The organism is Asaia platycodi JCM 25414 (genome assembly GCF_000614545.1).
GTDB lineage: Bacteria > Pseudomonadota > Alphaproteobacteria > Acetobacterales > Acetobacteraceae > Asaia > Asaia platycodi.
Genome location: NZ_BAKW01000008.1, coordinates 1 through 25298, shown reverse-complemented (window position 1 = coordinate 25298; position 25298 = coordinate 1). Strand labels below are relative to the sequence as shown.

At 59.7% G+C, this 25298-nt stretch carries 20 protein-coding genes and 6 pseudogenes; 17 read left to right on the top strand and 9 right to left on the bottom strand.

The genetic code is table 11. From position 1 onward, the window contains the following. Positions 1–313 precede the first annotated feature (313 nt). The 11 genes and pseudogenes from JCM25414_RS18360 to mtnK all read left to right on the top strand — a co-directional run bounded on the left by JCM25414_RS18360 (position 314) and on the right by mtnK (position 12410). Positions 314–2692, top strand: a pseudogene (locus JCM25414_RS18360) (TonB-dependent receptor). Continuing rightward, positions 2692–3864, top strand: a complete 1173-nt coding sequence (locus JCM25414_RS07930) for a phosphotransferase enzyme family protein (protein ID WP_025841282.1) — start codon at positions 2692–2694, stop codon at positions 3862–3864. Before JCM25414_RS18360 ends, JCM25414_RS07930 begins: the two are co-directional and overlap by 1 nt. After that, complete coding sequence (pnuC, locus tag JCM25414_RS07925) at positions 3861–4445, top strand: nicotinamide riboside transporter PnuC (protein WP_051535762.1); 585 nt, start codon at positions 3861–3863, stop codon at positions 4443–4445. The genes JCM25414_RS07930 and pnuC overlap by 4 nt, the downstream gene beginning before the upstream one ends. Positions 4446–4549: 104 nt before the next feature. Next, entirely contained in the window at positions 4550–5056 is a 507-nt protein-coding gene (locus JCM25414_RS07920; protein ID WP_025841280.1) for a GtrA family protein, read from the top strand. 90 nt (positions 5057–5146) lie between these two features. Further along, positions 5147–7795 (top strand): annotated as a pseudogene (alaS, locus tag JCM25414_RS18355) (alanine--tRNA ligase). A 135-nt stretch (positions 7796–7930) separates the two neighbouring features. Next, positions 7931–8604, top strand: a pseudogene (locus JCM25414_RS18350) (carbonic anhydrase). Next, entirely contained in the window at positions 8573–9574 is a 1002-nt protein-coding gene (locus JCM25414_RS07905) for an endonuclease/exonuclease/phosphatase family protein (RefSeq protein WP_148301001.1), read from the top strand. The pseudogene JCM25414_RS18350 and the gene JCM25414_RS07905 overlap by 32 nt, the downstream one beginning before the upstream one ends. Continuing rightward, on the top strand, positions 9541–10521 hold the full coding sequence (locus tag JCM25414_RS07900) for an aldo/keto reductase (RefSeq protein WP_025841278.1): 981 nt from the start codon (positions 9541–9543) through the stop codon (positions 10519–10521). Before JCM25414_RS07905 ends, JCM25414_RS07900 begins: the two co-directional genes overlap by 34 nt. Next, positions 10518–10940, top strand: coding sequence for a hypothetical protein (locus tag JCM25414_RS22955; RefSeq protein ID WP_148300998.1), 423 nt, complete (start codon positions 10518–10520; stop codon positions 10938–10940). Before JCM25414_RS07900 ends, JCM25414_RS22955 begins: the two co-directional genes overlap by 4 nt. Continuing rightward, the gene (locus JCM25414_RS21620) at positions 10838–11221 is read left to right on the top strand and encodes a hypothetical protein (protein ID WP_051535761.1); all 384 of its coding nucleotides are present in this window, start codon (positions 10838–10840) and stop codon (positions 11219–11221) included. Before JCM25414_RS22955 ends, JCM25414_RS21620 begins: the two co-directional genes overlap by 103 nt. Further along, entirely contained in the window at positions 11211–12410 is a 1200-nt protein-coding gene (gene mtnK, locus JCM25414_RS07890; protein ID WP_025841277.1) for an S-methyl-5-thioribose kinase, read from the top strand. Before JCM25414_RS21620 ends, mtnK begins: the two co-directional genes overlap by 11 nt. Positions 12411–12483: 73 nt before the next feature. On the opposite strand, the gene JCM25414_RS26210 is transcribed toward mtnK, so the two are convergent. Continuing rightward, positions 12484–12927, bottom strand: a complete 444-nt coding sequence (locus JCM25414_RS26210; RefSeq protein WP_369346025.1) for a flavin reductase family protein — start codon at positions 12925–12927, stop codon at positions 12484–12486. Positions 12928–13126: 199 nt separating this feature from the next. Here JCM25414_RS26210 and JCM25414_RS07870 point away from each other — a divergent pair, with 199 nt between their 5' ends. The 3 genes from JCM25414_RS07870 to JCM25414_RS07860 are packed head-to-tail and all read left to right on the top strand — an operon-like array spanning position 13127 to position 15499. Then, a complete protein-coding gene (locus JCM25414_RS07870) occupies positions 13127–13444 on the top strand; it encodes a DUF2849 domain-containing protein (protein WP_025841275.1) in 318 nt (105 codons plus the stop codon). Next, positions 13441–15111, top strand: coding sequence for a nitrite/sulfite reductase (locus JCM25414_RS07865; RefSeq protein WP_025841274.1), 1671 nt, complete (start codon positions 13441–13443; stop codon positions 15109–15111). The genes JCM25414_RS07870 and JCM25414_RS07865 overlap by 4 nt, the downstream gene beginning before the upstream one ends. Beyond that, positions 15098–15499 (top strand): DUF934 domain-containing protein, encoded by a 402-nt coding sequence (locus JCM25414_RS07860; RefSeq protein ID WP_025841273.1) that lies wholly within the window; start codon positions 15098–15100, stop codon positions 15497–15499. Before JCM25414_RS07865 ends, JCM25414_RS07860 begins: the two co-directional genes overlap by 14 nt. Before the next feature lie 106 nt (positions 15500–15605). Here the strand turns inward: JCM25414_RS07860 and JCM25414_RS18335 are convergent, their stop codons facing one another. From JCM25414_RS18335 to JCM25414_RS26560, 5 genes and pseudogenes are all read right to left on the bottom strand, one after another. Next, complete coding sequence (locus JCM25414_RS18335) at positions 15606–17072, bottom strand: alginate export family protein (RefSeq protein ID WP_051535760.1); 1467 nt, start codon at positions 17070–17072, stop codon at positions 15606–15608. A gap of 18 nt (positions 17073–17090) precedes the next feature. Next, a pseudogene (dctA, locus tag JCM25414_RS26565) lies at positions 17091–18435 on the bottom strand (C4-dicarboxylate transporter DctA). A 330-nt stretch (positions 18436–18765) separates the two neighbouring features. Beyond that, positions 18766–19739: pseudogene (gene glk, locus JCM25414_RS18325) on the bottom strand (glucokinase). A gap of 126 nt (positions 19740–19865) precedes the next feature. Then, positions 19866–20564 carry an SDR family NAD(P)-dependent oxidoreductase gene (locus tag JCM25414_RS18320; RefSeq protein WP_369346029.1) on the bottom strand — a complete coding sequence of 233 codons (699 nt, stop codon included), beginning with the start codon at positions 20562–20564 and terminating at the stop codon, positions 19866–19868. Then, on the bottom strand, positions 20477–20671 hold the full coding sequence (locus tag JCM25414_RS26560) for a hypothetical protein (RefSeq protein ID WP_369346032.1): 195 nt from the start codon (positions 20669–20671) through the stop codon (positions 20477–20479). Before JCM25414_RS26560 ends, JCM25414_RS18320 begins: the two co-directional genes overlap by 88 nt. Positions 20672–20750: 79 nt before the next feature. Here JCM25414_RS26560 and JCM25414_RS07835 point away from each other — a divergent pair, with 79 nt between their 5' ends. Further along, complete coding sequence (locus JCM25414_RS07835; RefSeq protein ID WP_025841272.1) at positions 20751–22061, top strand: hypothetical protein; 1311 nt, start codon at positions 20751–20753, stop codon at positions 22059–22061. 59 nt (positions 22062–22120) lie between these two features. On the opposite strand, the gene thiL is transcribed toward JCM25414_RS07835, so the two are convergent. From thiL to nrdR, 3 genes and pseudogenes are all read right to left on the bottom strand, one after another. Next, positions 22121–23065: a thiamine-phosphate kinase gene (gene thiL / locus JCM25414_RS23685; RefSeq protein ID WP_035442940.1), complete on the bottom strand. Its 945-nt coding sequence runs from the start codon at positions 23063–23065 to the stop codon at positions 22121–22123. Positions 23066–23131: 66 nt separating this feature from the next. Then, a pseudogene (gene nusB / locus JCM25414_RS23680) lies at positions 23132–23578 on the bottom strand (transcription antitermination factor NusB); the annotation flags it as partial. Continuing rightward, positions 23575–24087 (bottom strand): transcriptional regulator NrdR, encoded by a 513-nt coding sequence (gene nrdR / locus JCM25414_RS07825; protein WP_025841270.1) that lies wholly within the window; start codon positions 24085–24087, stop codon positions 23575–23577. The pseudogene nusB and the gene nrdR, both read right to left, overlap by 4 nt. Positions 24088–24159: 72 nt before the next feature. On the opposite strand from nrdR, the gene JCM25414_RS07820 reads away from it, so the two are divergent. Then, the gene (locus JCM25414_RS07820; RefSeq protein ID WP_148300997.1) at positions 24160–24642 is read left to right on the top strand and encodes a copper chaperone PCu(A)C; all 483 of its coding nucleotides are present in this window, start codon (positions 24160–24162) and stop codon (positions 24640–24642) included. A gap of 266 nt (positions 24643–24908) precedes the next feature. Further along, the coding region (locus JCM25414_RS18315) for an outer membrane beta-barrel protein (protein WP_148300996.1) at positions 24909–25298 on the top strand (390 nt) is incomplete at its 3' end.

The following is a 25298-nucleotide window of genomic DNA, read 5'->3' as shown; positions in this document are numbered from 1 at the left end:
ACTACCGTCAAAAGCATCGGCTCCCTCTATGCCCGAGTGCGGGGCACTGCAACAAGTAGACGAAAGCCGAAAAACGCTTTGCGGAAAGCTCTATTGCTGAGGAACAATGGCGCAATACACTCGGATTGCCGCCACGAGCTTCGCCTTTTTCAGCGACGATACAGCCTGTCGTGAAACGCAGATCGCGCTATCGCATGATGTTCTGGTGGGAAAACATCACAAAATCGCGCATGAAACTTATTGTTCTGCCACCTTGAATATGAGAACTGCTCTCACGATGGGTCACGCCCTTCTGCCTCATTACAGCTGGATCATGACATTGGCACACGCTCTGACTCACCCGCGCCTGTCGGTCAAACGGATCTGGCTCCTCTCCACTGTTTTGGCCCTGTATGCCGCGCCGAGCCTTTCCGCGCGTGCGGAAGAAGCTCCTGCCAAGCCGCAGAAAAGCGAGCACATTACCGTACGCGCAACCGAACCCGAAAAACGCGAGGCCGAGCGCGGCGGCGGCTGATCAGGCCCCAGCACGAGATCCGGTCAGTGAGCAGTGTCGATAGCAGTTTCATCGCGCGACAGGCGCCGATTTCAACCGCCTATCAGCTCATCTCCCTGCTTCCCGGCGCAAATGTTGCTGCCTCAGACGCGATGGGGCTTTCACCCCAGACCACGATCTCGGTGCGAGGGCTGAACACGGATTCCATCGGTTATGTGCTTGAAGGGATGCCGCTCAACGATCTGGCATTTTATTCGGGCTATCCCAGCCAGTTCGCCGATGGCGAAAACTATCGTCAGGTGGCCCTCAGCCAGGGCGCTGCCGATCTCGACAGCCCGGTTCTGAATGCGGCTGGCGGCCTCATGAGCTTGAGCTTTCGAGACCCAGCTCGCAAAGCAGGTGGGATGGCTGAAGTTTCCTACGGCTCGTATAACAGCAACCGTGAATTCATTCGTCTCGATACAGGCTGATCGGCCAGACAGGCTTGCGCGGCTTTGTGTCCTACTCGCATACCAGCGCCGAAAACTGGCGTGGCCCAGGCCATGACATGCGCCACCATATCGATTACAAGCTGGTGCGCGATATCGGCGAACAGTCTCACGCCTCTTTGGTCGGCAGCTTCAACAGCACAGTCACAAGCTATTATCCGCAGGTTTCGAAAGACCTTTTCAGGCAATTTGGCGTGTCTGCCGGCAATGCCCTTTCGAGCCATTATGACCCGCGGAACCCGGAAGAGGCGCAGCTCTATCAGCGCCTGTGGCGCGCACCCGAACGCACGCTTTACATGGGCGCCCCTGTCAGCCTCGCTCTGACCGACCACCTCACCTTGCGCGCCACACCCTATGCCCAGGGAGCCTATGGCAACGTGCCAAGCGGTTCCACCCTGCCCTTGAGCGGCATCTATACAGGCACGCAAGCCCTGAATGACACGCTCGTCCTGCCAAGTTCACAGGACGGTCAGGCCCTCGTGCGCGCCAATTACACCCAACGCAGCACGCGCTCAGGCTTTACCTCCGAGCTTGCGTGGAAACAGGGCTGGAACGAACTGGTCTTCGGCTACTGGTTCGATTACGGCGATGATCATGAGGTGCAGTCGTTCTCATCGGTCAGCGAAAACGGGGTATCGGCAAATATCTGGGGCAATGGCACAGGTAATTTCGTCCGGCTCGCCAGTGGCAGGATGTATCTCGCAGGCGATAATCACACGATCAGCATGGCCAATGCCTTGTTTGTCGGCGACCGGATGAGTTTTCTTGCCGATCGCTTGCTGGTCGAGCTCGGTTTCAAGGAAGTCATGGTCAGCCGCAATGGCACCAATGCCGTGCCGGGGCCGCAATATCATGTGGGTAGCAACAGCGCCGTACCGCTGCCACGCCTCGGCATGCGCTTTCAGATCACGCCACAGCACCAGATCTTTCTCAACGCGACGACCAATTTCCGCGCGCCGTCCTTCACCGCGCTTTACAACTCTACGACCCGACAAGCGGAGAAACGAGCACCAATGGTGCAAGCAATCTGCGCAACGAATACTCGATTTCGGAAGAGCTGGGCTATCGCTATACCGGCCCGCTCGTGACGGGCAGTCTGACCTTCTTCAACTACAACTTCACTAACAGACAGATCGAGACCCAGATCCAGATCAACAACACGCCGATCTCCTCCACCATCAATGCCGGTGGCCAGACCTCTCGTGGTATCGATATCGAACTTGGCCTGAAGCCCTGGCATCATTTCGCACCGTATCTCTCTGGCGAATATCTTCGTGCCACCATCGATAATGACATCGCTAGCAATGGCGATCTGCTTCCGACAAGGGGCAAGACCGCCGTTCGCAGTCCAAGCCTCCAAGCCTCCGCGGGGCTGACATATGATGACGGGCGTGTCTTCGGTTTCGCCTCGGCGCATTATACCGGCAGGCAATATGCGACTTTTCTCAATGATGAGCGTATCAGCGACCACACCACGGGCGATATCGCCATCGGCTATCGTTTCAGCGATATGAGCCGCTTCAAGGCGCCATCCTTGCGGCTCAATCTCATCAACATCACCAACGAGCACTATCTGTCGGGTATCGCAGACCCCACCCTGAACGCGCGAGATGCGACGGGCCGTTATGGAACCACCATTGCCGGGTCGTCGCCCGATTACTATATCGGCGGCGGTTTTTCGGCTCTGGCTACCGCCACCGCCGGTTTCTGATGTCGGCAGGTGCCTCACCCGGTCAGTTCGGTCTTTGGGGCAAGGAGGCCAAACGCGACTGGCCCCTGATAACGCAGGAGGAAGCCGCTCACGTTCTGGGAGCGTTCGCCCTTCGCGATGTGACACCGATCGAGTGGCACAGCGCCCGTCCCTTTTCGGCGGTCTCTCGACTAAGCGACAATAGGGGCAGAAGCTGGTTTCTCAAACGCCATCACCACGCCCTGCGTGACAGCACGGCTCTGGTTGAGGAGCACAGGCTGATCGCTCATCTCGCAGAGCACGGACTGACCGTCTCCCGTCCTCTTGTGACAGAAAGCGGCGAGACAGTTCTCACGCTCGAATGCTGGAGTTACGAGTGTTTTCCTGCCCTGCATGGAAGAGATCTCTATCGTGACCGCCTGTCCTGGGAGCCATATCTGTCGCGCCACCAGGCATTTGAAGCGGGGCACGCCCTCGCGGTTTTTCATGACGCTGCCCAAAGCCATGAGGGACAGGCCAGATCGGACCGGCCACTTGTGTCAGCTCTGACGCCATTGCTCGATGAGCAAGGCCCTGAAATCGGTCTGCGTGGATGGATCTCTCGCGATGCAGCTCTACGGGGTGCGATCGAAGCGCAGGGCGGGATCGAAACCATATGCGACACGCTACAACCGCATTTCCTGCGCGTCGCTCCTTTTCTGAAACGTCCCGTCCTGCAATGGGGGCATGGTGACTGGCACGGTTCCAACCTGACCTGGCGTGGCGCGCCGGGAAGCGAGACAATCGATGCCGTTTTCGATTTCAGCATGGCCGACAGGACGACACGCGGCTTCGATATCGCCGTGGCTCTGGAACGGAGCATGATCGACTGGATGAAGCCGCAGCACGCTTCAGACGGCAGCCCTCCCGAATTTGCCAGCGAGCCCGACCAGATCGTCGCGTTCCTTGCGGGATATGAGAGTGTGCGCCCTCTCTCCCAGCTCGATCGGGGCGAGATTGCCGCGTTTCTTCCTCTCGCCCATGTCACCTTCGCCTGCTCGGAAATCTGGTATTACCAATGCTTGCTCGACGCGCCCGACCTCGCAAAAACGACGTATGACACCTATCTTCTCGGCCATGCCGCTTGGTTTTCAGCCGCTCAAGGGCAGGACGTGCTTGAGTTGATTGCCAGAGAGACGCAGAGCACTGGATGATGTCGCCTCTCGAAGCTCTGGCCGTTTTCATCACCATGACGGGCATCTGGCTCACGGCGCGCAGGCGTGTGCTCGGCTGGCCGTGCTCGCTGCTTGCCTCCTTGCTATACCTGTTCGTCTTCGCGAGAGCGCGGCTCTACGCCGATTCCGCCCTGCAGATCGTCTTCTGCCTCTTTCTTGTGAGGGGATGGTACGACTGGCATCGCTTAAGACAGGAAACCGCAGAAATAGCGGTGCAGCCCGCACAGTCTCTCGTGTTGACGCGTGATCTGCTGATCGGGGCTGGATGCAGTGTTGCTCTGGGCACGATCCTTCGGCTCTGGACGATCGATGCTGCCCCGATGACAGACGCCACGCTCAGCGTCCTGAGCATTATCGGGCAAATCTGGACGGCACGGCGGTTTCTCGCCTGCTGGCCGCTCTGGATTTTGATCGATACTGCGTATGTCGGGCTTTTCATCGCACGCGATCTCTGGCTGAGCGCAGGGCTTTACGCCGGGCTCGTTGCAATCGCGTGGTATGGTTGGACAAGCTGGAAGACCTCATTGAAAAGCCACGCCACGCATCATCGAGCCCTCTGAACGAGAAACACCTCCCGAAAACAAACACGGCTTGCATCGCATCCATCATGGCCCTACCAGCTTGTCGCCAGTTTTCCCGAACCTCGTGAAAGGCAGGGCTCACAGTGCAGAAGAAACGGATCTTCTATCCGCGAGCGCCAAAACAGCTCGTCGGCCAGTTCATGCGCTTCGGTATTATCGGGGCCATGGGGCTGGTCTGGGATATTCTGCTCGTCACCCTTCTGCGCCCCTCTCTCGGCCTGACGGCAGCGACGCTCATCTCTTATTTTGCAGTCGCCAGCCTCAACTGGCTGCTCAACCAGCTCTGGACGTTCAGAAATGTCGCCCATCGCGACCACCCCATCCTTCAATGGCTGCGCTTTCTTGCCGCCAACAGCTTCGGGTTCCTGCTCAATCGCGGCACGGTCTATGCACTTTGCTTCAGTATTCCGTTCTGTCTGCAGCATGTTGCCGTGCCGCTGGCCGCCGGCGCGCTCATGGGGCTGCTGGCCAATTTCAATCTGTCACGCAAGCTTGTTTTCCGCGCAAAAGTGCCGGAGACACCCATGGAACTGGCTCAGATGACCGTCGATCTGAACGTCAATCCGCCCGATCACGATCTGGAATCCTGAAGGCGCTCGCGCAAAACATTTCCTTTGCGGTCTCTTTGCTCTAGTGGAGATGCCATCTTCACGCCGCAATCGGGATTTTCTGCTCGCGCCATGACCACTTCGATCCATAACACCACCACAAATGAGCTGCGCAGCGCGTTTCTGAAGTATTTCGGAGACCATGGCCACAAGATCGTTCCCTCGGCCCCGCTCGTGCCGCAGAACGATCCGACCCTGCTCTTCACCAATGCTGGCATGGTACCGTTCAAGAACGTGTTCACCGGGCAGGAAACCCGTCCCTATACCCGCGCCACGACAGCCCAGAAGGTTGTTCGCGCGGGCGGCAAGCATAACGATCTGGACAATGTGGGCTACACCGCCCGCCATCTGACCTTTTTCGAAATGCTCGGCAATTTCTCCTTCGGCGATTATTTCAAGGCCGATGCGATCGAATTTGCCTGGAACCTTCTGACCAAGGGCTACGGCCTGCCCAAAGAAAAGCTGCTTGCGACGGTCTATGCCGAGGATGAAGAAGCCGCCGACCTGTGGCGCAAAATTGCGGGTCTGCCCGAAGAAAAGATCATCCGCATTCCGACCTCGGATAATTTCTGGCGCATGGGCGATACCGGCCCCTGCGGACCTTGCTCCGAAATCTTTTTCGATCACGGACGATGTCTGGGGTGGTCCTCCGGGTTCGCCCGAAGAAGATGGCGATCGCTTCGTCGAGATCTGGAATCTCGTTTTCATGCAGTATCTCGAAGGGCCTCCCGGCACGCGTGCGCCACTGCCGCGCCCTTCGATCGATACAGGCATGGGCCTGGAGCGTTTTGCTGCTGTCATGCAGGGCAAGCGCGACGTCTACGATACCGACGTGCTGCGCAGCCTGGTCGAGGCGACCGCCAATGCGCTGAGCACCGATCCCGACGGGTCGCTGCGGGCCAGCCATCGCGTCGTCGCCGACCATCTGCGCTCGACGGCCTTCCTGATTGCCGATGGGGTCATGCCCTCCAAGGATGGTCGCGGCTATGTGCTGCGTCGCATCATGCGTCGCGCCATGCGTCATCTTCAGCGTCTGGGCGCGACCGAGCCGGTTTTCTATCGCCTGCTCCCCGCCCTGATCCGTCAGATGGGCTCGGCTTACCCCGAGCTGGTGCAGCATCAATCGCTCATTGCCGAAACCATGAAGGGTGAGGAAGAGCGCTTCACTGCCCTGCTGGAGCGCGGCATGTCCCTGCTCGAAGACGAGACAGCCCGCGTGGCTGAAGGCGGCGCCCTGCCGGGCGACGTGGCCTTCAAGCTCTATGACACGTTCGGCTTCCCGCTCGATCTGACGCAGGATGCACTGCGCGAACAGGGTCGGACCGTCGATGTAACCGGGTTCGAAGCCGCTATGGCAGAGCAGCGTGCCCGTGCCCGCGCCGCCTGGGTCGGTTCGGGCGATGCGGCCGCCGAGACGATCTGGTTCGACGCCCGTGAGCGTTTCGGCGCCTCGGAATTCCTCGGCTATAATTCTGAAAAAGCCGATGCTGAAATCGTCCTGGTGGCCAAGGCCGGAGCGGAGAGCGACAGCGCGACCGTCGGCGACGACGTCGCCATCCTGCTGAACCAGACACCGTTTTACGGAGAGAGCGGCGGTCAGGTTGGCGATCATGGGGTGCTCGCAGGCGAGAACCTGCGCGTCGAGATTACTGACACCCAGAAACGCAATGGCGATCTGCTCGTCCATTATGGCCGCGTGGTCGAAGGCACGCTACGCCCCGGCCTGTCGGTGACGGCGGAAATCGATCATACGCGCCGCCAGTCGGTGCGCGGTCATCACTCGGCCACCCATTTGCTGCACGAAGCCCTGCGCCGTCAGCTTGGCGACCATGTTGCCCAGAAGGGCAGCCTGAATGCCCCGGAACGCCTGCGTTTCGATGTGTCGCAGCCCCGCCCGATCACGGCCGAGGAACTGGCTCTTGTCGAACGCGAGGTAAATGCCCGCATTCGCGAGAACAGCGCCGTCGAGACCCGTATCATGACGCCCGAAACCGCCGTTGCCGAAGGCGCCATGGCGCTGTTCGGTGAGAAATACGGCGATGAGGTGCGTGTCGTCTCTATGGGTTTGGGAGACGAGTCGCGCGGCGCCTACTCGATAGAGCTTTGCGGTGGCACCCATGTGGGCCGTACCGGCGAAATCGGCCCGTTCCGCATCGTGTCGGAAAGCGGTGTTTCAGCGGGTGTGCGTCGTATCGAGGCGGTTTGCGGTGTTGCGGCCGACCGCCTTGCCATCGAGGCCGATGACCGTCTGCGCCGCATGGCCGATCTGCTGAAAGCCACGGTTGCCGAAGCGCCAGACCGACTGGCAGCCCTCGTCGAAGAGCGTCGCAGCCTTGAGCGTCAGGTATCCGAGCTGCAGAAACGCCTGGCGACCGGACAGGCCGACTCGGCCAGCGAAACCGTCAATGGCATCACCTTCGTGCCGCGTGATCTGGGTGACGTCGCCCGCGCGAACTGAAGAACGTTGCCGAGGCCATCACCAAACAGATCGGCAGCGGCATTGTCGCCCTTATCTCGACGGCGGAGGGCAAAGGCAGTGTGGTGGTTGCCGTTACCAAGGACCTGAATGATCGATTCAGTGCGGTCGACCTCGTGCGTATCGCCTCGGCCGAAATGGGTGGCAAGGGCGGAGGTGGCCGCCCTGACATGGCGCAGGCCGGTGGCCCTAACCCCAATAGCGAGGCCGTATTCGATTCACTCAGAAAGACGCTTTCTGCCTGAGCCTTCATGACAAAGGGTGAACCATGCCGATCCGGCATGGACACCCCATCAAATCCACGGCATCGAAGTCATCTGAGTTCCAGATGTGGCAGAAAACTCACAGCAAGCCATATCCTTTTTTCAGATGAGGTCTCGATGAAAAGCGAAATCGAAAACAGCTTGATCACCCTTCTCAAGGGCGTGCAGCATTTCGACGACACGGTTTATGAAGAGCATCGTGAGCTCTTCGAGAGCCTTGCCGAAGGCCAGTCGCCTTCCACACTGTTCATCACTTGCTCCGACAGCCGTATCAACCCGAGCATGATCACCCAGACCGCACCGGGTGACCTGTTCATTGTTCGCAATGTCGGCAATATCGTCCCCCCGCATGGTGAGATGCTCGGGGCCGTTTCATCGGCCATCGAATACGCGGTGCTTGTGCTCAAGGTGAAGCACATCGTTGTGTGCGGCCATTCGAATTGCGGTGCGATGGGCGCTCTGTGCGACCTGAACAATCCGAAATTCGACACCATGCCGACTGTTCAGCGCTGGCTGCGCAACGCAGAAGCCGCCCGTGCTGCTCTCGGCCCGTTCAAGGCCGAGGATGCCGGTCCCGAAACGGTGCGCGAACTCGCGCAGCAGAATGTGCTGCTTCAGCTCGCCCATCTGCGCACCCATCCCGCCGTCGTCGGCGCACTCGCCGCAGGCGAAATTGCGCTTCAGGATGGTTCTACGATATCGGCACCGGGCAGGTTGTCGTCATCGACGAGCAGTCGCGCAAGGAGCGCACGGTACGTGATGTTCTCGGCGATCTCGGCATTACGGTCTGATCGTCTCTTCTGCCTGCTTCTTGTCGTCTGGGCATTGTCCCGAACGGCAGAAGCCGCGTCAGTCAAGATTGCCACATGGAATCTTGACTGGCTGACGCTCCTTCCTGCGTCCGCCCCCAGCCTGCCAGCCAATATTCCACATCGTGACGCGCGCGACTGGTCTGCACTGGCAGACATTGCCAGACGCCTGAATGCCGATATTCTGGCTGTTCAGGAAGTCAGCGATGACGCAGCACTCAGGCGGCTTTTCCCCTCACCCGACGATACCCGGCTCCTCACCATGGCTCCGATAGCCCAGAATATCGGGCTCGTGTTGCGTCGGCCCTGGCACATTATCGCGCATGAGGAGCTGGCATCACTCGATCGCTCTTCCGTACACGGCGGCCATGCGCTGCGCCCCGGCCTCGATGTGACCGTCAGTGACGGAAAAGTGACATTGCGCCTGCTTATCGTGCATCTCAAATCAGGCTGCTGGGACAGAGCGTGGAAGGAAAGCGGGCATTCCTGTCCGATCTTGCGTGAGCAGGTCGCGCTCGTTGCCAACTGGATGACCGAGCGCGACGATGAGGGCGAAACTTATGCCGTGCTGGGTGATTTCAACCGGCGCTTCACCCTGCATGATTCCTATTTCACGCAAATGACCGAGGGCATTGCTCCGATTCTGGTCACAAGCGGCTTTGCCAGCCCATGCGAAGGCGGCAATTACTTCATCGATCATATCCTGCTCGGCGGCGCGGCGGGAAAATGGCTCGTTAAAGACAGCCTGCGCGTTATGACCTACCGACCGGAAGATTCCGGCCTCACCTTATCCGATCACTGCCCCGTCTCGGTCAGGCTGGAGTTGCCTGATCCGGATTTCCGAAAGCCCCTTCCCGGCAGAATTTTGCGTGCAGCCGCGGCTGATCTAGAATTGCCCCTGAAATTGAGGAGGCTGATTTGCGCTATCGCTCTCTCGGGCTGTCGGGCCTGATCGTGTCGGAACTGGGCCTTGGCTGCAATAATCTGGGTGGCCGCATCGACACCGCCCAGTCCTGTCGCCTGGTCGCTTCCGCGCTGGATCTGGGCGTGACGCTATTCGATGTGGCCGATGTCTACGGCCGCCGCGACTCTCGCGCGGGAGCTTCTGAAAAAGCGCTCGGTGCCGCGCTCGTCGGCAAGCGCAACGACGCCGTCATTGCCACGAAATTCGGCATGAGCATGATCCCGGGGGCGGATGAGCAAGGCCGTGCCTCAGGCGCCTCGCGGCGCTATATCATGCAGGCGGTCGATGCGAGTCTGAAGCGGCTTCAAACCGACTGGATCGACCTCTATCAACTGCATTGCCCGGACCCACGCACGCCACTGGACGAGACGCTCCATGCGCTCGATGACCTCACCCGCACCGGCAAGATACGCTATGCGGGCGTATCGAATCTTCCCGCATGGCAGGTAGTCGATGCGTGCCACATCGCGAAGCGCGACAGACTTTACGGGATCATCTCCTGTCAGGACGAACTCTCCCTTCTCGAGCGCAAGACGCAAACCGGGCTTCTACCCGCACTCCATCAATTCGGCCTCGGCCTGCTACCCTATTTCCCGCTTGCCTCCGGGATGCTCACCGGCAAATACCGGCGGGACACACCGCCACCTTCCGGAACGCGTCTCGCGGCCTGGACCTATCTTCAGGAGCGTTATCAAAGCCCGACGGTGTGGGCACTGATCGACGCGCTCACCTCGCTTGCAGAGAGGCATGAATGCAGCCTCACAGATCTGGCTTTCGGTTGGCTGCTGCGACATCAAACCGTGGCGAGCGTTATCGCCGGCGCTACTTCTGAGGTACAGATGCGGGACAATATGCGCTCCTGCGCCTTTAACATGACCGACGACCTCCATGCTGAACTCAACGCCGTGCTAGCGGCGCATGAGGGCCATTCATGAACACGACCAGACACAACTGGACACTGACTGCTCTCTCCCCGGAAGTCGTCATCACCTGTCACGAGCCTCCGGAAGTAACCGACACGGCACTCGAGCAGGGCATAGAAGCCATCTGGCAGGAGACGCGCCAGAAACACCCGAAACTCTATAATGGCCGCGTCTTCTGCCTTTCGAGCTTGTCGGAGACCGTACTCTCGGGCTTCTGGTGCGAATATCGCTGGGTGCTGGCCCAGATGCGGTCTCCCGAACTTGCATCCCGCCTGCGTCTGCGTTCGCTGGCCGTGACCGCCCTGCTGATCTGCCTGAAGGGGTCGTTTTGGGTCGTCGCAACCCCAACTCGCTCTATCTTCCGGGCTATTGGCAGGGTGTCCCTGCGGGAAGCGTCGAAGCGCGGGTTGGTGACGAGACGATTGACCTGAAAGCCCAGCTTCTCGCAGAGCTCGACGAAGAGATCGGCCTGAGCGACGGGGTGACGATCAGCGGGCCTTTTCTCGCCTGCGAGCATGACACCACCCATATTGTCGATCTTGGCTTCGCCATTCATACCGGGCAGGATTTTACCGCCATAGAGGCAGCCTGGCGCGCGCACGCCAATGACGAATATGACGCGCTCGAATGCCATCCCTGGCATGAGATCGCCCCACTCACATCGCGCGTTCTCCCGACGACGCGCGCCCTGCTGGAGCGTCTTGCCCCATGAGCGCTATCGCCCCCTTACCGCGTCAACGCTGATCGAGCATCTCGCGACCGTTGCGCCGCTGAAAGCCCGGCTCGGTGGCAACGCTGCCGACTGGACGGCGCGCGAGGTCAGTGACGGAAATCTGAATACCGTCTTCATCGTCTCTGGCCCCGCCGACAGCGTGTGCTGCAAGCAGTCCTTGCCCTATGTTCGCGTCGACCCGGCCTGGGCTATGCCTCTGGAGCGCACGCTCTTCGAGGCGCGCTGGATGCAGGCGCTCAGCCCGGCTGTGGGTCATCAGATCCCGGAGCTTTATCATCTCGATGAAGGGCTTTTCCTGATCGTGATGGAAAATCTCGCCAACCATCATGTGCTACGCAATGCGCTGATCACTGGCGTGGCGCCTGCCGGGTTTGCCGCGCGTATCGGCGAGTTCGTCGGCCATGCGAGCCATGCGACATCATGGCGCGCTCTCGCTTTCGAAGATGTCTACGCGCTGCGCGACCTGTTTTCGCGCAATCTGGCCCTGACACGCATCACGGTCGATCTCGTTCTGACAGATCCCTATCGCAGCGACTGCCCCCGCAATCGCTGGATCAGCCCCGAGCTGGACGATCTGGTGGCCGGACTTCAGGGCGACAGCGCGCTTCATTCAGCCGTAGAGCGCATGCAGGAGCGTTTTCTGTCCAGCAGCCAGGCCCTGCTTCACGGCGATCTGCATACCGGTTCGATCATGATCTCGGGAGACGATGTGCGGGTCATCGACGGCGAATTCGCACTTTATGGTCCTATCGGCTTCGATCTCGGCATGTTTCTCGCCAATCTGGTCATGAACGCCTATGCCCAGCCGGAGCATGAAGACTGGATGCGCGACGAAATCACACTGCTCTGGTCAAGCTTCCGGCACACCTATCTGGAACGATGGGAATCCGGCGCCCAGCGCGGGGATATGGGCTCACTGGCCCACCCCGCCAGTTGCCCTACCGAGCGCACAAGGTTTTTCCAGCACATACTGCATGATTGCGCGGGTTTTGCCGGGCTGGAAATGATCAGACGCACGATCGGCTTTGCGCAGATCGCAGACTATGACGCCGGTCAGGACCGCGATAGCGAGATAGAGGCGCGCCGCCGCGCCTTGATGACGGGTCGCTCCCTTATTCAGAGGGCCTTTCAGATCGACACAATCGACGCGCTGCTCGATCAGATCTGACGGATTTCCCCGTCCGTCGCCGGGTCAGGCCCGGCGATAGGCTCGGTCGAACCAGACCAGCCCCTTGGCTTCCTCACGGGTAAACTCGGCACAAAGCGGTTCGACGAAGAAAACGCTGTGAGTACCGATCTCCTGTGTCAGCTGATACGGCATTCGAGCGACACCAGAGCCCCCTCGAGCAACGGCATACCGATTTCACCCGTGCGCCACTGCCCGGCCGCGAAACGCGCTTCCATATCGTAGCGTGAGCTACCGAATAGCGTTGAGAGCGCTCCTGCTCATGGGCCAGAATATTGATCGCCAGCAGGCCGTGACGCACGAGATGAGCGTGAGATGACGCCGTGCGGTTGACGCAGACCAGCAGTGTCGCCGGATCATCGGACACGCTGCACACCGCCGAAGCCGTAAAGCCGTGTCGCCCGTTCTCGCCGTCCGTGGTGATGATCGTCACCGCACTCGCCAGACGCGCCATGGCATCGCGAAAAATTTCCTTCGACAAGGGGGGGCGTTCAGGCATCTTCTCGGCTCCACGCTGGGTTATCAGGTCCGGTATGCAATAATTCTCCTTCGCCGCAAGAGGCGAGAGCGCAATTTCCTGAACGGGAGCGTGGATTACCGCCTTGCTCCCGCCACGGTTTCCTGAGATATAAACACACGATCATCGTGGATAGTTTATAATCCACGTAGCGAAAAGCTCAAACGAGGCGGGAGCGACCATGAAACGGGCGATACGCATAGGCGCTGGCGAAGCACTCGTGCTGACAGCCAACAGATTGCTCGACGGGCTTATCGTCTGGCGCGATGCCAAAGGCATCTGGCAGCGTTCCATCGCCCACGCTGCCATTCTCTCGCCCGAAGACTACGAATCGGCGCTCGAAGCTGCCACAAAATCGGCCCAGAATGATGGTGTGGTCGGCGTCTACGAGGTTGTGGTCCGCCCCGGCCCCGTCGCAGCGCCGGTGAGCGTCAGGGAACGGATCAGGGCCTTCGGCCCAACGGTGCACCCGCAATTTGCCACGGAGTTGGATGCATGAACGCGCCTGTCGGACTTTACCAGTATCAGACGGCAGATCGTGAGTTTCTCGCCTCGCGCATTGCCGAATTCGAAGGTCAGGTTCAGCGCCGTCTCAGCGGCGAGCTGTCCGAAGATGAATTCAAGCCTTTGCGTCTGATGAACGGGCTCTATCTCCAGCTCCACGCCTATATGCTGCGCGTTGCCATTCCCTATGGCATTCTGGACTCCCGCCAGATGCGCAAACTAGCCCATATCGCCCGGCACTACGACCGCGACTACGGTCACTTCACCACGCGACAGAATATCCAGTTCAACTGGATCAAGCTGGAAGAGACCCCGGAAATTCTGCGGCAGCTCGCCGATGTCGATATGCATGCCATCCAGACCAGCGGAAATTGCATTCGCAACGTGACGTGCGACCAGTTCGCCGGTGCAGCTGCCGACGAGCTGATGGATCCGCGCGTTCATGCCGAGATCCTGCGTCAATGGTCCACGCTGCACCCGGAATTCACTTTTCTGCCGCGTAAATTCAAGATTGCCATTTCCGGCAGTCCGCATGACCGCGTGGCGGCGCGTTTCCATGATATTGGGATCCTGGCGCGCCCCGGCGAGAACGGACCACTCTTTCGCATCTTCGTCGGTGGTGGATTGGGGCGGACGCCTCTGGTCGGGCACGAACTGTTCGATTCCGTGCCGGAAGCCGATCTGCTGATGACGCTCGAAGCCGCTTTGCGCGTCTATAACGCCTACGGCAGACGCGACAATATCTACAAGGCACGCATCAAGATTCTGGTTCAGGCGCTGGGTATCGACGGCTATCGCAAGGCGGTCGAGCACGAATTGTCACTGATGGACCCCGCACATTACCGCCTTGCGCCCGAAACGGTTGCTGCCATCCAGGCGCGTTTTGCCGCCCCCGATCTGACGGCAGCCCCTGATGCCGAAGCGCGCCTGAAAAACGACCGACAGAGCGACATCGCCTTTGATCGCTGGGTGCGTAGCAACACCCATCCTCATTTTGCACCCGGCCGTATTGCCGTAACGGTATCGATCAAACCTGCAGGCGGTATTCCGGGCGACGCGACATCGGACCAGCTCGACCGGCTTGCCGATCTGGCCGACCAGTTCTCGTTCGGAGAGTTGAGGATCACCCATCTCCAGAACGTGGTTCTGGCTCATGTGGCTCAGGACCGACTGCTGGAGCTCTGGCAGGCCCTGAACGATATCGGGCTTGGCGATGCCAATCACGAGTTGATTGGCGATATTGTCGCATGCCCCGGCCTCGATTACTGCGCGCTGGCCAATGCTCGTTCAATTCCGATCGCGCAGAAGCTGAGTGCCCGTTTCGGCGATAATGCGTTGCAGGAAGAGATCGGCAAGCTGCGCATCAACATCTCGGGCTGCATCAATGCCTGCGGACATCACCATGTCGGGCATATCGGCCTGCTGGGTGTCGACAAGCGCGGCGAGGAATTCTTTCAGATCACGCTGGGTGGGCGCGACGATGCGCTCTCCCGCACCGGCGATATTCTCGGCGCGGCCTTGCCGGAAGACGACATGGTCGATGCCATCGCCCGCATCGTCGATCGTTATCTGAGCATACGCGAAACAGGCGAGCAGTTTCTCGACACCCTGACGCGCCTTGGCGACGCCCCCTTCAAGGAAGCAGCCTATGAAACAGTTTGACCTCGCCCCGGCCCGGCATCCGGCCCCGGCGAGTCTCGAAATCGTGCCGGTCGCCGAGATGACCGAGACGACTCGTGCCATTCGTCTGACACCGGAATTCGACGTCGAAACGCTCGGCACCGCGCTCGATCATCTCGATCTGATTATCGTCACCTTCCCGATCTTCAGAGATGGGCGCGGCTTGACCCAGGCCCGCGCCCTGCGCGAATATTACGGTTTTTCTGGTGAAATACGCGCCGAAGGCCATCTGATCCCCGATCAGGCGCAATTCCTGCGCACATGCGGCGTCGATTGCGTTCTGCTGGAGGACGATGCCGATACCACTCCGTGGCTGCGCGCGCTCTCCCTGTTTCCCGTCACCTATCAAAATCGTCTCGGCCTGCGCTGAATTCCCGATACCGTCGTTACGCTCCGCCGCTGTGGCGTTCGACGCGATCAGAAGCGGTAATTCGCCCAGCCGGCCACGAAATCCGAGCTGCTATAGCCTGCACGCGTCAAAGCAGGGCCTGCTTGCAGATGCTCGTATCGCGCGGTGAAGCCCAACCTTGGCGTCCACGTCCAGACGCCCTGCACACGGTCGATTGGGCCACACGCCGCGCATGCGTTTTTTGCGTGCCTGAAAACGCTGTGCCGTTGGCACGGTAAACAGCGTCCGTAAGGCTGGCGCGCCAGGCAAACTGATGCTCGAATGTCAGACGCAGGCTTTCGATAGGCGAAACAGTGACGTTCGGTGCCAGCGCAATCAGATTGGTGGGCGTCAAGAAGAGCTGGTAGCTGTAGTAGATGTTGTTGCCAAAGGGTGCGAATGCATTGCGCAACGTCCCCTTGCCGAAAGCGCCGCCACCGCTCGCGTAATCACCATGAAAGCCGATGCGTGGCGCCGTGCGTGACGAGCCGAGCCGATAGGTCTGGGCGAGAAAGACCTGAAACGCCTCGATACGCCGATCATCGTAGTGACCGCCCTGATAATTGGCGACCCAATCGACCGTCAGTCGATCAACGTCGCCCCAAAGCCGCGCCCCGTAATAAAGTCGGTCCTCGCGCGCAGGACCGCTGCCCCAGACGGCACGCCTGTTGCGTAAACGCCAGACGAACGGGTCAAGAAACAGCTTCGACTTACCCAGAAAGCTGGTCGGAATCACGATGCCAGCCGTCCCCCCCGAGAACCGGATGCCCCGGTCGATCACGTCGTCACGTGCGCCGCCTCGGCCCAGCTGCGTATAGTGAAAATCAAAGAAATCGCCACGGATCCTCTTGCCGCGCAGCCAGAAACGCGTGCCATTCAGCACAAAACGCAGCGTATTGTTGTCTCGCTGCGACGTCATAAGATTGGCGCCGTCGGTGAATTCCTGACGACCGTAACGCACACCTGCATTGAGATTGGGCAGTGGGGCGTCGGCTTCAACAAAATATTGCTGCAACAGCAACTTGTTGCGCATGCTCGCGGCTGGAACGCCGATATTCGGCCCGGAGACACCACCATGCGCGAGTTCGCCGAACGCACGGAAATAGCGCGTGATATGCAGATCAGCCCCGCCAACCAGACGCATGATATCCTGACGCTGGGCCGGACCCTTCTTCAGATTGGGGTTGCCTGTCTGATTCAGACGCAGCCGCATCTCACCAGAGAAAGTCAGGTACACATTCTGCGATCGGTTGAGCGGGATGAATTTGAGACGGTCGAGAAAATCACGGCGATTTTTCGCATCGCGCATTTTCGTCCAGTCCTCAGCCCAGCGTGAGAGGTTATAACCCGACGTCGTCAGACCGTCTCCCGCAGCCGGTGCCGGATAGGTGCTGACCGAAGGCTCGGCAGGCGCACGGGTTTGCGAAACCGGGTCGGGCGCCGGATTGTGCCCCTGCTGGGCAAGCACCTGCGGTGTCGTGCCCCACAGACAAAGAGCGGTCGTTGCCGTCCCAAGAGACAGGAGACGCGCGTGGGGCAAAGTGCGATATGCCATGGTTTCAGATCCCGTCTTTCACTCGGGAATGACAGGGGGAGCGGCGAGGCCTGCGCCGCGACCAGCCAGAGCGTGGTCAAGCTGTTCACGATTGAGGACGCCTTCCCATCGTGCCACGACAATGGTGGCAACTGCATTGCCGATGAAATTGGTCAGGCTGCGGCATTCACTCATGAAGCGATCGACGCCCAGAATGAGCGCAATACCGGCAACGGGTATCGTGGGCAAAATGGACAAGGTGGCCGCAAGGGTGATGAAGCCGGCTCCAGTCACCCCGCTGCGCCCTTTGACGACAGCATTGCCATGCCGAGCAGCAGGATCTGCTGGCCGAAGCTCAGATGGATATCATAGGCCTGGGCGATGAAGAGCGCCGCAAGAGTCATGTAGATATTGGTGCCATCGAGATTGAACGAATACCCCATCGGCACAACCAACCCGACTATGCTCTTGGGGCAGCCTGCCTGCTCCATCTTGGCCATCAGGCTGGGCAAGGCGCTCTCTGAAGAAGACGTACCGAGGACCAGCAGCAACTCGGCGCGCAGATAGGCAATCAGGCGCAGAATGGAGAATCCCGCCAGGCGACCGACAACGCCCAGAATGACCACAACGAAAACGATCGCGGTCAGATAGAAGGTCACCACCAGTGTGGCGAGGTCGGCGAGGCTGCTCGCGCCATATTTCCCGACCGTGAAGGCCATGGCGCCAAAAGCTCCAATAGGCGCAGCTTTCATCAGAATAGCGACAATACGGAACGCGACCGCCGAGATTTCTTCGAGCACCTCGTAGACGCGCGTCCCGCGTTCGCCCATCAGGCGAGGCCGACGCCAGTCAGAATAGCCACGAACAGTGCCTGAAGGATATTGCCTGTTGTCAGCGCCGATACGAAAGTATCGGGAATGATATTCATCACGAATTCGATAATGCTGCTCTCGTGCGCCTTGCCAATATACCCAGCGACGCTGGCACTGTACTCACCCGGTGCACCAATCTTCGCATGAATGCCCGCACCCGGTCGGATGACATTGGCGGTAACAAGCCCGACGATAAGAGCAAGCGTCGAGAAGAACAGAAAATACCCGAAGGTCTTACCCGCCACGCGTGCTACCGCACGTAGATCGCGCATGCCTGCAATGCCGGTCACGATGGTGAGGAAGATCACGGGGGGGATGATCATCTTCACCAGTCGGATGAAGCCATCACCGAACGGGCGTAGAGCCTGCCCCGTCTGGGGGGCGAAATGGCCGATCAGTGACCCAACGACGATCGCGAACAGAACCTGAAAATAGGTGTGGGTATAAAAGGGCTTACGTCTGGCATCTACGCGCGGCGCCTCTTGCCCCTCTGTGGTCGGAACGATTTTCATGTCTGGCCTTTATGTCCGATCACGCCCGAATTGCTGCGCTTAGGTTACATTATTGTAATTATTATTGGTGTAAGCAAAGATTGCCGTTACGCAAAAGCACATTTTCTTGACGGCAGGCAAGCCGCCTCGAGGAAAAGTAACGGCGGCTCTCTCGAAAGACCCAACAACGACGAAAGCCCGGCCAAATGCCGGGCTCTACAACGGGGAACCGCTCGTATTTTTTTGTGTGACTGTGAGGTTACTCGACCATAATGGCTGAAAACCCAAGAACACTCTCTCGCAGCTTGACGACGTCTTTTCAGCAAAGGGGCTCGCGCCCCTGCTGCGGTCTCAGAGCTGTGGATGGTCCGAGGCGAAAGCGGCGGCTGCACCGAACAGGCCGGGCTGCGGATGGGTGATGATCTTTACCGGCATGTCGCCCATCATGCTTTCAAAGCGGCCCTTCGCGACAAAACGCTCGGCAAAGCCCGAATGCGGCAGCTTGTCGGCCACGCGCAGGCCCAACCCGCCGGCAATAACAACGCCCTGCGCGCGATGAGCCAGCGCCAGATCGCCCGCAACCGCACCCAGCGACAGGAAGAAACGCTCGAGCGCGGCCGCCGCCATTGAATCACGGCCTTCCATCGCCATTTCCCAAAGCGCCTTGTTGTCGCGCATGGTGATGGGCAGGCCCTGCATCTCGGCAATAATTTCATAAAGATTGGTCAGGCCGGGGCCGGAGACGATCCGCTCGGCCGATACGCGGCGAAAGCGGCGGCGCAGCGCACGCAGGATCTTGTCTTCGAATTCATCGAGCGGGGCGAAGTCGATATGGCCGCCCTCCGTCTCGATCACGAAATACTGGCCCTTGCGTCGCAGCAGACAGGCAGCCCCAAGGCCCGTACCTGGCCCCACGATGGTAGTCGTGCCCTCGGTGGGCAGAGGGCGGTCAGGACCGCAGAGATGCTCGAGATACTGATCGTCGATCTGGCCACGGCATGACCGACCGCGCCAAAATCATTGACTAGGGTGAAATCTTCGAGATGCAGACGCTCCGCCAGCATGGCGGGCTGGATGATCCAGGGGTTATTGGTCATCTTGAGCGTTTCGCCCTGTATCGGGCAAGCGATGGCGATACCGGCATAGCGCGGCAATTCGCGATCTATCGCGCGACCGAAAGCCTCCCAGGCGAGAGCGAGGCTCGCATGATCTGCCGTGCGAAGAGTCGTCGCTTCACCCAGCTCGACAACACGCCCCTGATCGACCTTGGCGATCGCGAAACGCGCGTTCGTGCCTCCAATATCGACGGTGACAATATCCTGCATGACGCGCTCCATTTCGCGGGGGAGATGCCCGAACCGGGCTCAGCTTCGGCTGAAAATCAGACGTTTCTCGCGGAAGAAGTCGCAGGCAAACCGGCCTGCGTCAACACCCACGGCCATAATTCTCGCTTAGAGCGCCTTCTGCTTGACCCGAGCCAGACGCAACAGGCGATGAGCGATCGGACGAGGCACCAAAATCGAGACCAGCTTGAGCAGGCTGAAAAGCCGGGGGAAGATCAGCACGGCCCGTTTGCGAGCTGCCGCCTCGGCAATCAGCGCCGCCGCCTTCTCGGCAGAGACGAGAAAGGGCCTCGCGCCGTCCAGTCTGCGGCTCATCGCGGTATCGATGTAACCGGGCTCGATCAGGGTCACACCCACCTTGTGAGGTGCCATGGCCGCATGCAGACATGTGGCAAAGCGGCCGAGACCGGCCTTGGAGCTGCTATAGGCCGAGGCGAAAGGCAGGTCGTGATGCGCCGCGACAGAGCCGATCAGCACGATGCGTCCATTTCTTCTCGGCGCCATGACAGAAGCTGCCTCGGTCGCCAGCGTGACGGGGGCAGCATAATTGACCAAAGCCGCCTCCTTCACCGCCTCGACTGTCTCGGTTAACGCGCCCTCGGGACGGATATCGGAAACACCGGCGTTCAGCACGAGCAGATCGACGGGTTTTTGCGAATCATCGTCCCTGAACAGGGCGATCCCGGCATCGAGATCGGTCAGGGCAAGAACATGGCATGTCACCGTACTGCCTTGCTGACGGCAGGATACCGCAACAGCCTCCAGCCTCTGCTCGTTGCGCCCCCAGAGCGTGAGATGCGTGCCGATCGGGCATAATGCAGTGCCAGTGCCCGGCCCAGCCCCCCGGATGCCCCGGTGATAAGGGCATGATTGGGCACATACTGTGCCTTTGCAAACCGTTCTGGACGTGACATTCACCGCGCTTTCGTCAATTAAGGTATGTTCCGGTTAAGCCATAAGGACCGACCGGCCTATTGCAATAGAGAGTTCACCTTGCCGGACGCAGCAGATTCCCGCCAGAATGTCACCGACGCGCTTGTCGCTGACCGAGTGGTCACTCCCCGCTCCGTCATCGAGCCACGCCAGACCGATCAGCACAACGACGATTCAGGCAGCCTTCTTGCTTTCGACCGCTCAGAGACAGCGGCTGTCATAACCGTCAGGCCGGTCATCTCACGCAAGGAACTCAAGCTTTTCACACAGCTCCCCCGCGTCCTTTACAAGGGATTCGAAGGCTACATGCCGCCGCTCGACATGGAGCAGAATGATCTGCTCAATCCCAAGCGCAACGGTATTTTCCGTCATGCCTCGGTGCGTTATTTCATGGCCTGGCGCGATGGCGTGGCGGTGGGGCGCATTTCTGCCGTCGTCGACGGCAAGGCGCTCGAAGCCTGGGATGAGAAAATCGGCTGGTTTGGCGCGCTTGATGCCCTGCCCGAGAAGCCTATCGTCAAGGCGCTGCTCGACACGGCAGAACTCTGGCTGCGCGATCAGGGTATGGCCCGCATGCGCGGCCCCGTGACGCTAGGCTATCATGGGGAGTCTGGCCTCATGATTGAAGGCCAGACAGAAGCCCCGATGATCGGCACGCCTTGGCATCCTCCTGAACTGCATGGTGTGATCGAATCCCTCGGCTTCGAGACAGGTCGCGATCTACTCACCTTCAAGCTCGACCTCACCGACGATCTCGACGACAGGCATATCGTGCCAGGCGCCCTCAAGCCCGGCCAGGGCAAACTGGGCGAAGTGACCGTGTCGCATCTTTCGAAAAAGCAGATTACCGCTCAGGGCGAGGTCCTGCGTTCGCTCTATAACGACGCCTGGGCTGACACCTATAATTTCGTGCCGCTTCAATCCTATGAGATGACGGGGTTGATCGAACAGCTGAAGCTCGTCCTCCGTCCCGAGCACTACGTGCAAATCGACCATGCCGGCGAGCCTGCTGCCATGGCGCTCATGGTGCCCAATATTTTCGACATCGTGCGTGACATCGATGGTGCGCCGTCTCCCCTTGGCTGGGCAAAGCTCGGCGCGCGCCTTCTCTCGCATCGTTTCGAATCAGCGCGCGTAATCCTGCTCGGCGTCTCTCACAAGGTACGTGGTACCCTGCTCGGGGCGCTCATGCCCTCTCTGGCAATCGACGAGCTGATCCGCCGCCGGGCGACGCTTCCCTATAAATCGGTCGAGCTGGGATGGATTCTCGACACAAACACCCCGATGCTCAATCTGGTGAAGCGCCTGGTACCGGAACCGAACAAGATCCATCGTATCTATGAGAAGGAGATCGATCAGACAGGGCTCTGAAAGCCCATTCAGTCTCGCAACTGAGAGAAGGCCCCCCTGAAGGCCCGGCCTTCTCTGGCTCAGAAATGCTGCCATCCCTGACGTGACAGTTTGACCTCACGCCGCGCACTGTCGAGCACAACCACGCCGTGCCCGACAGTAACACGACCGATACGGGTCACGGGCAACCCGATCGCTTTCCCGGCTGCGATGATTTGTGCAGCGCGCATTTGAGGGGCCGTAAACAGAAGCTCGTAGTCATCGCCGCCCGTCAGGCAGGTTTCGAGCCAGGCCGGACCAGCCGCGCGTGCCTGCGCAGACAGAGGAACCGCCTCGGCTTCAATCTCGATGCCGACGCCGCTTTCATGAGCCAGATGCCGGGCATCCTGCACCAGCCCGTCAGACACATCCATGCCCGCACTCGCCAGATCCTGAAGCGGGAAACCCACGCGAGGCTGGGGCAGACGATAGCGCCCGGCCAGGAAGCCCTCCGGGTCGGTTATCTCTCCAAGGAGAGCCTGCAGACCCAGCGCCGAGTCACCGATCGTGCCGGTGACCCAGAGATCGTCGCCTGCCCTGGCCCCTGCCCGGCTAACAGCCTTTCCTCGTGCCACTTCGCCGAGAATTGTCAGACCGAGCACAAGCGGACCGCGTGTGCCGGTCGTATCTCCTCCCAGTAAACGCACACCGTACTGGGCCTGATCGAGCGCAAGCCCGGTGCTGAAACTTGCGAACCACTGGTCGTCAAACGACGCAGGACGGCTGATATTAAGCAGATAAGCCTTCGGCACAGCGCCCATGGCCGCACAATCGGACAGACTGACGCGCAATAATTTGCGGCTGACCGTCTCGGCCGGGTCGTCAGGCAGAAAATGTACGGCCTCGACCAGCGTATCGGTCGAGAGAATCAGCTGCCTGTCCGACGGCACATCGTACAGGGCTGCGTCATCACTCAGCCCGAGCGCCCCTTCACCCGCGAGCGGCTTGAAGAAGCGCTCGATGAAATCGAACTCGCCGCCGCTCATCTCAGCCAGCGTCGGGCTCGTTCGGCCCGGTGGCCTCTTTCGCAGCGCCACGGTTCCTGCTGATGCGTCGAGCACGCCATTCACAAGGCGTGCCTCATCGCCCGAGAAGAACCCGTGAGCGACATCGAGATATTCGTTGATCACGACACGTGCAGGCGTATCCTCACCCAACTCCCACAGCGCTGCGCGCAGCAGGGCGCGCAGAACCGGATCGAGACGGGAAAGCGGCCAGTTTGCCGGAAGTGCGCCGACCAGCGCTTCGTCGATACAATCCTGAGCGAGCGTCGTGCCCTTCACAATCAGGCCGAAAAGACGGAAATCGGCATCGGGCACATAGCCTTCTTCAAAACCGTCTTCCTGGCTCGATCCAAGACGATGGCGCTGGAACTGGTTGATGACCGTCTCGGCATTTTCGCCGCCCTGCTCGCACTGGAACAGCGCCTGAACAGCCGCAACGCGTGCAACAGTGCGCGAACGCTTGGGCGGATTCTTGGTCTGGGCTTGGTCGGTCATTTTCCTGTTTCCTTGTCTTTCTCGCGCTCACCGGGAGCAGGCAGGAGCCCTCCCTCCTCACCGGGACGCATATCCGTCAGGAGCTTCGAGAAAGCCTCTACTTCGCGAAAATCGCGATACACACTTGCAAAGCGCACATAAGCGACACCGTCGATGCTGTGCAATGCATCCATCGCCAATTCGCCGATGCGAGACGAAGAAATTTCTGCCTCGCCCGAGGCTTCGAGCTGGCGCACCAGCCCGTTCACGATGCGCTCCTGCCGTTCTTCTTCAACCGGGCGCTTACGCAGTGCAATACGGATCGAGCGCGCCAGCTTGTCGCGGTCGAAAGGCACTCGGCGGCCATCCATCTTGGTCACCACGAGTTCGCGCAATTGAACACGTTCTATCGTCGTGAAACGCTGGGCGCATCCGGCACAGACGCGACGTCGACGTATTGCCGCACCATCATCAGTCGAACGACTATCCTTGACCTGCGTATCTTCATGGCCGCAGAACGGACAATTCATGAGAGTTTTCCCCTGATGGGCAGATGATGGCACGAACGGCCGATCGGACCGGGGGCAGAAAGGAGCGTATCGGTGAAAAGAGTGCAAGCTATTCTGGCATCGCTCGTGACAGTTTGTATGACAGGCGCGGCGCTGGCCCTGCCTGAAGCGCACGCCCAGACAGACGATAATAACCTGCCCGGGCAGAAAAACGCCAATCGCGATATCTCCATTGAGGGCTGGATACGGCGTGCGCCCCGGTATCCCACTCTTGCAGCGGCTTATTTCACAATCGTCAACAAGGGTCACGAGGCCCATCTGATCTCGGGCGTGACCTCACCGGATTGCAGCGACATCGAGGCTTTTCACAGCGAGCAGGAAGTGACGAGCCACACGGCCAATCTCTTTTCGCACTTCACCATCCCCGGTGACATGACCATGGTCTTCCCCGAGGGTGGTTACCACCTGATCTGCCGCAACTTCCCTGATACGATAAAGGCTGGCGACACCGTGCCTCTTACATTCAAATATCTCGGCGGCTCAAGCACGACTGTGAACTTCAAACTTCACGACTGACCCTGCGATGCCATCAGCGCCTGAACCGCAGCGTCATCAGAGGGAACGGGACTGGCTCGCTCTCGCTCCCTCCACCGACATCGCGGCCTTATCCCGGCACTATGAAATTCCTATAAAGCCGGGAAATACAGCCTCTTTTTCCACTATGGTGTTCCGAGCCAAAACACCCCTTCAGAACAGGGGTAAAAGCATTGACGCGCCATCTCATATCAAAACGCCGCAAAGCGATAGCAACGGCGGTAGCTGCTTTGTTCGCCACGGCCGCGATGCAGGAACCGGCCCGTGCTGAAATCGCCTTGTTCAAGACGGCTTCCAACCCCTGGTTACAGGGCGTCAACCTGTCAGGGCTTATCGAAGGCGGCATCATGGCCAATCCGGCCCGCCCCGATAACGGCATCAATTTCGGCAATTTTCTCGGCGACCATGCCAACCAGGCGCAGCTGAACCAGATCAGCCTCACCCTCTCAAAGGCCATCGATCCGACCAGATACGAATTCCAGGTCGGGTTCATGCTTGAGGCGCTTTACGGCTCCGACGCCCGTTATTACCACCTGCTCGGCCTGTCGAACAAAATGACGAGCGACCGCTATCAGCTTCTTCCAGCTCAGGCCCATGTCGATGTTCACGCACCGATCCTCTCAAAGGGCGGCATCGAT

Bases quoted from the DNA above. Each gene is read 5' to 3' on its own strand.
- JCM25414_RS07930 (WP_025841282.1), top strand. From the start codon at position 2,692: ATGTCGGCAGGTGCCTCACCCGGTCAGTTCGGTCTTTGGGGCAAGGAG.
- pnuC (WP_051535762.1), top strand. From the start codon at position 3,861: ATGATGTCGCCTCTCGAAGCTCTGGCCGTTTTCATCACCATGACGGGC.
- JCM25414_RS07905 (WP_148301001.1), top strand. From the start codon at position 8,573: ATGTTCTCGGCGATCTCGGCATTACGGTCTGATCGTCTCTTCTGCCTG.
- JCM25414_RS22955 (WP_148300998.1), top strand. From the start codon at position 10,518: ATGAACACGACCAGACACAACTGGACACTGACTGCTCTCTCCCCGGAA.
- JCM25414_RS26210 (WP_369346025.1), bottom strand. From the start codon at position 12,927: ATGCCTGAACGCCCCCCCTTGTCGAAGGAAATTTTTCGCGATGCCATG.
- JCM25414_RS07870 (WP_025841275.1), top strand. From the start codon at position 13,127: ATGAAACGGGCGATACGCATAGGCGCTGGCGAAGCACTCGTGCTGACA.
- JCM25414_RS07865 (WP_025841274.1), top strand. From the start codon at position 13,441: ATGAACGCGCCTGTCGGACTTTACCAGTATCAGACGGCAGATCGTGAG.
- JCM25414_RS07860 (WP_025841273.1), top strand. From the start codon at position 15,098: ATGAAACAGTTTGACCTCGCCCCGGCCCGGCATCCGGCCCCGGCGAGT.
- JCM25414_RS18335 (WP_051535760.1), bottom strand. From the start codon at position 17,072: ATGGCATATCGCACTTTGCCCCACGCGCGTCTCCTGTCTCTTGGGACG.
- JCM25414_RS26560 (WP_369346032.1), bottom strand. From the start codon at position 20,671: ATGTCACGTCCAGAACGGTTTGCAAAGGCACAGTATGTGCCCAATCAT.
- thiL (WP_035442940.1), bottom strand. From the start codon at position 23,065: ATGAGCGGCGGCGAGTTCGATTTCATCGAGCGCTTCTTCAAGCCGCTC.
- nrdR (WP_025841270.1), bottom strand. From the start codon at position 24,087: ATGAATTGTCCGTTCTGCGGCCATGAAGATACGCAGGTCAAGGATAGT.